Source organism: Actinoplanes sp. NPDC051633 (assembly GCF_040681735.1).
In the GTDB taxonomy this organism is placed as follows: domain Bacteria; phylum Actinomycetota; class Actinomycetes; order Mycobacteriales; family Micromonosporaceae; genus Actinoplanes.
In genome coordinates this window covers 1-4,004 of sequence record NZ_JBFAZH010000728.1, presented here as the reverse complement: position 1 = coordinate 4,004, position 4,004 = coordinate 1, and the positions used below count along the sequence as shown (strand labels likewise).

Genomic DNA, 4,004 nt, shown 5'->3' with positions numbered 1-4,004 from the left:
GGAGATATCGACACCTTCAGTATCGCCTTGATTGGTGCAACAAGGTCGAGAGAAATGGGTCGGCCGCCGTCAAACTGTGACGAACCGACGCCGTGTCGCCCGGTATTTTCAACGGATACCGTTGCCGTGTGGGGATCGTCCAATACTTGGCCTTCACGGGTCACGCTAACGCCAACCGAAGAGGCTGTTCTGTTGGACAATAAAGGCGCCGCTGGCAAGGCATAGAAAGTCAGGCGTCGCTTAGGCGGAAATAACGCTCGGTAGGCATAGAAGGCACCAAACCCGCCCACAGCGAGCGCTGCAATGGCGATAGACAGCGTGATGGCGTTGTACCCCATGCCGTTCAGAATCTCCACCGCTTGCCTCCGCCCTCAACGACGGCCATTCCTAGGCCCACCAAGCGCCTAGCGCCTCAGCCAAGTTCGTCGCCGGCTCAGTAAGTAAGTAGGAACACACGTCTCGAGGTTACCGGCCCGGACGCGACGCACTCAATTCGGCATGTCAATGCACCGTAGAGAACGTGTGGCTGCACCGTCGTTGCTCGGATGTCGGGCACCTGCGACGGATCGCGCCGGATACATGTGGACCGCGGCCGAAGCCGGCCGCCAAGCCATCGGCCGCGATGCCTGAACCAGCGACGATGCAGCGGGATTCACGGGCTACCACACGGACCGTACCGTACATTCACACTCTTGCGGTCTAACCTGTCCGATTCGGACTTTTATTCGTCGTCGATGCGCGAACATGTGTGCCGTGAGCTTCCAGCCGGTCTCGGCCGGCGGCGCGTCATCGCGAGCCTGACATTGAACGAGCTCGGCCTCGAGGTTGCGGCGGAAGGTGGCCGCCTGATGACCAATGATTAAGCAGAGCGGCGAGGGAACGCCCGTCGTCGAGGGGTGTTCACCGCTTGGCCGGGTCGTCGTCGCCAGTCGGGTACGGGTCCGGATCTCCGAAAGGGTCGTCCGGGGTTGTCGCCGACGGGTAGTCGACCTCGTCGCGCGGGTACTCGCTGTCCGGGTTCAAAGCGGCTGCCACCTCGAGCGGGTCGCCAGGTCATCGACGTGCTGGTCTCCACGCGCCGGCACGCCGCTGCGGCTCGTCGGTTCTTTGCCGGCGCCTGCGGATGCTGAAGATCACGCCCAAAGAAATGGTTACGGACGCTGCGCCGGTCTGTCCCGCCGTGCTCGACGAGGTGCTTCCGTCGGCCTGGCACCACGTCGAGCAGTACGCGAACAACCCGATAGAGGCCGAGCACGGTCAACTCAAGTGCCGGCTACGTCCGATGCGCGGATTGCAGACCGACAGGACCGCGCAGGCGGTTATCGCAGGCCACGCTTTCCTGCAGAACCTGCGCCGTGGCCACTAGGAACTCGGAGTTGACCTCCCGAACGGCCGTCGCCGGGCCGTCAGGTGCCCGTCGGCACCTCCGACTGATTGTTACGCGGGCTCAGGGGTGAGCGGTGGCGACGTTTGCTCGGCGGCTTGGCGAGGTACATCGCGTGGTCGGCCTGCTCCATCACATCATCCGGCGTCTGGCCGGGCGCGGCGAATGCGACGCCCACCGTGCCGTTGCTCTGCAGCGGGCCGCAGCTGAGCTGCAACGGTTCGGCGAACGAGCTACGAACCGCCTCCGCGACGGTCTCGGCGTCGGCCTGGGCCGCGTGCGGCAGCAGCACCGCGAACTCGTCACCGCCCAGGCGGGCGACCGTCGCGGTCTGGTCCACCGCGGAGCTGATCCGCTCGGCGACACCGGCCAGCACCTCGTCGCCGATCTTGTGGCCCAGCATGTCGTTGACGATCTTGAAGTCGTTCAGGTCGATCAGCAGCAGGGCGTAGGGGGCGTCGGTGCCGTGCGCCACGCCCAGTCGCTCGAACAGCATGCGCCTGTTCGGCAGCCCGGTGAGCATGTCGTAGTAGGCAACTTTGTGCAGGTGCTCCTCGTACGAGCGTTGCGCGGTCACGTCGAGCAGGGCCAGCACCACCCCACGTCGCTGAGTGAGGCCCGTGGTCATCGGCACCGTCTGCACCACGACCCGCACCGTCGAACCGTCCGCCCGGACCACCCGTACCTCGAGTTTGGTCCTGGTGCCGTCCGCGCCGCAGCCGGCGGCGACGTCGTGCAGGTTGACCCGACGCCCTTCCAGGTCCCGCATCTCGAGCGCACGCAGGTCCGGCACATCGGCCTGCGACGGCCCGATCAGTTCCAGCACCGCGGGGTTGGCCATGACCACGTCCCCGGTGTCGTCGGTGACGACCACGGGAAACGGCAGCTCGGTGAGCACGCCGGCGAGCAGCGCGTTCTGCGCCTTCTGCTGCTCCTGCAACTTCGCCATCAGGGTACGGGTGCCGTAGACCATGAGGCTGGTGATCGGCAGCGAGATCATCGCTCCGGGGACCGGCGCCACGTGCCAAGGCATGATAATGGCGATCACCCAGATGCCGAGATAGCCCGCCTGGGACAGCAGCACCCGCCGCAGCCGGCCGATCGCCGCGCGGAACAGAACGGCCATGAAGAACGTGCTGATGACCGGACTGACGTCCGTCACCTGCGACAGCAGGACCAACACCATGGTCAGCTCGATGACATCGACCCAGAACGGCACCGGACGCGCTCGGCGGAACTCCACGACCCGCAAGGAAAAACCGAAGAGTTGCACCGCCGCGCACAACAGAGTCACGGCGACGCTGAGCCCGGCATGGTGGGTCTGGATCGTCAGTCCCACCGCGCAGGTCAACAGCGACACCAGGAAGAGCAGTCGCAACGAGCGCATCGGGTCCCGCTGGACGAACGACCGTAGACGGGTGTACCCCGTACCGAGCGAGTGTCGCACCATGGAGGCCTGATCGACACGCTCGGGCACGATCCAAGCCTTACCCGGTAGCAACGCGGTTGCCGAGGCGACGGGAGAAAGCCCCTCACCGCTTCTCAGCGCGTAAGGGGCCTCGGGTGTTCTCCGCGGCGGCGCCGACATCGCCAGTACCTCGACGAGCAGGCCGCCGGCTCCGGTGGCTCAGGCGGCTCCCGCGTATTTCAGCAGGTCGACGAAGGTGAACTTGCCGGTGGTCGGCGCGATGGGTGGGGCTGGCTTCCATGCCGCGTCGAGGTAGAGGTAGGAGTTGGGATCTCGCTGCAGGAGTCCGACCAGGACCTCGGCCATGATCCGGCCGCCGACCGGTCCGAGCCGCTCACCGTTGTACGGGGGCAGCTCGGCCTCCTTGAGGATGTAGAACCACAGCGGTGCCTCGCCGCCCCATCCCGGATCGGTGAGTCCGAGCGTCGCGTTGGACAAGACATTGACGCGCATGGCCCGGGCGATCTGCTGGCCGGACGGGAGGCCGACCGCCTTGCCGCGGCGGTTGTTGCGGACGGCCAGGTGGACCGTCGGGTCGGGAGGCGGGACGGCGGAGCCGGGGAGGGCGGTCAGCGGGAGCGACAACTTGGTGTCGATCTTCCGCGGCGGGCGGCCCTTGGAGCCGTCGATGTCGAGGATGTTCTTCCACTGCATGACCAGATTGCTGGGGATCGGGCGGCCCCCGTTGAGGTTGAAGCCACCGGCCGGGCCGAAGACATCAACCTTCCCCGCGTCGCTGATGATGTAGAAGGGCCGGATGAGGCTGTGGCCGAACCGGTAGGCGGCGACGGAGAACTCGACCGGCATGAAGGGCCGGCCGTCCCGGTTGGTGGGCCTGTAGTAGGCGAGGTTGATGACCGGGGCTTTTCCGGCGACCTCTTTGTACACGCTGCCGTTGGTGCCGATGAGCTCGTCGCCGACGAATGGCGGCAGGAAGTCGTGCACAACCGCCCATTGGTAGTGCCACCGTGTCAGCCGGCGGGCCGTCTCGAACAACCACTCCTCACGAATGCCCTGGGAACGGGCGTAGTCCACGATCCGGTTGTGGAACTGGATCATGGCCTTGTGGAACTGGACGACGATCAGATTCTCGTCGTTGCGGGCTTCGGGGATGATCGCCCGGCCGTTGGCGTCCCGCGGCACGTCCAGGAC

Annotated in this window: 6 protein-coding genes; 2 read left to right on the top strand and 4 right to left on the bottom strand. The window is 65.9% G+C overall.

Annotation, left to right across the window (positions count from 1 at the left end; translation table 11 throughout):
• Nucleotides 1-356 (bottom strand): hypothetical protein (locus AB0M20_RS30755; RefSeq protein ID WP_364303828.1); only part of this gene is annotated, 356 nt, incomplete at its 3' end.
• A 336-nt stretch (nt 357-692) separates the two neighbouring features.
• Here AB0M20_RS30755 and AB0M20_RS30750 point away from each other — a divergent pair.
• Nucleotides 693-863, top strand: a complete 171-nt coding sequence (locus tag AB0M20_RS30750) for a hypothetical protein (protein ID WP_364303827.1) — start codon at nt 693-695, stop codon at nt 861-863.
• Nucleotides 864-900: 37 nt separating this feature from the next.
• Here AB0M20_RS30750 and AB0M20_RS30745 read toward each other — a convergent pair whose 3' ends face one another.
• The gene (locus tag AB0M20_RS30745) at nt 901-1,035 is read right to left on the bottom strand and encodes a hypothetical protein (protein ID WP_364303826.1); all 135 of its coding nucleotides are present in this window, start codon (nt 1,033-1,035) and stop codon (nt 901-903) included.
• Nucleotides 1,036-1,123: 88 nt separating this feature from the next.
• Between AB0M20_RS30745 and AB0M20_RS30740 the strand changes: the two genes are divergently transcribed.
• Entirely contained in the window at nt 1,124-1,366 is a 243-nt protein-coding gene (locus AB0M20_RS30740) for a DDE-type integrase/transposase/recombinase (RefSeq protein WP_364303825.1), read from the top strand.
• Between the two features lie 40 nt (nt 1,367-1,406).
• On the opposite strand, the gene AB0M20_RS30735 is transcribed toward AB0M20_RS30740, so the two are convergent.
• Both AB0M20_RS30735 and AB0M20_RS30730 read right to left on the bottom strand, forming a co-directional pair.
• Nucleotides 1,407-2,861 carry a GGDEF domain-containing protein gene (locus AB0M20_RS30735; RefSeq protein WP_364303824.1) on the bottom strand — a complete coding sequence of 485 codons (1,455 nt, stop codon included), beginning with the start codon at nt 2,859-2,861 and terminating at the stop codon, nt 1,407-1,409.
• 150 nt (nt 2,862-3,011) lie between these two features.
• Nucleotides 3,012-4,004: peroxidase family protein (locus tag AB0M20_RS30730; protein WP_364303823.1), on the bottom strand; the 993-nt coding region annotated here is incomplete at its 5' end.

Bases quoted from the DNA above. Each gene is read 5' to 3' on its own strand.
- AB0M20_RS30740 (WP_364303825.1), top strand. From the start codon at position 1,124: ATGCTGAAGATCACGCCCAAAGAAATGGTTACGGACGCTGCGCCGGTC.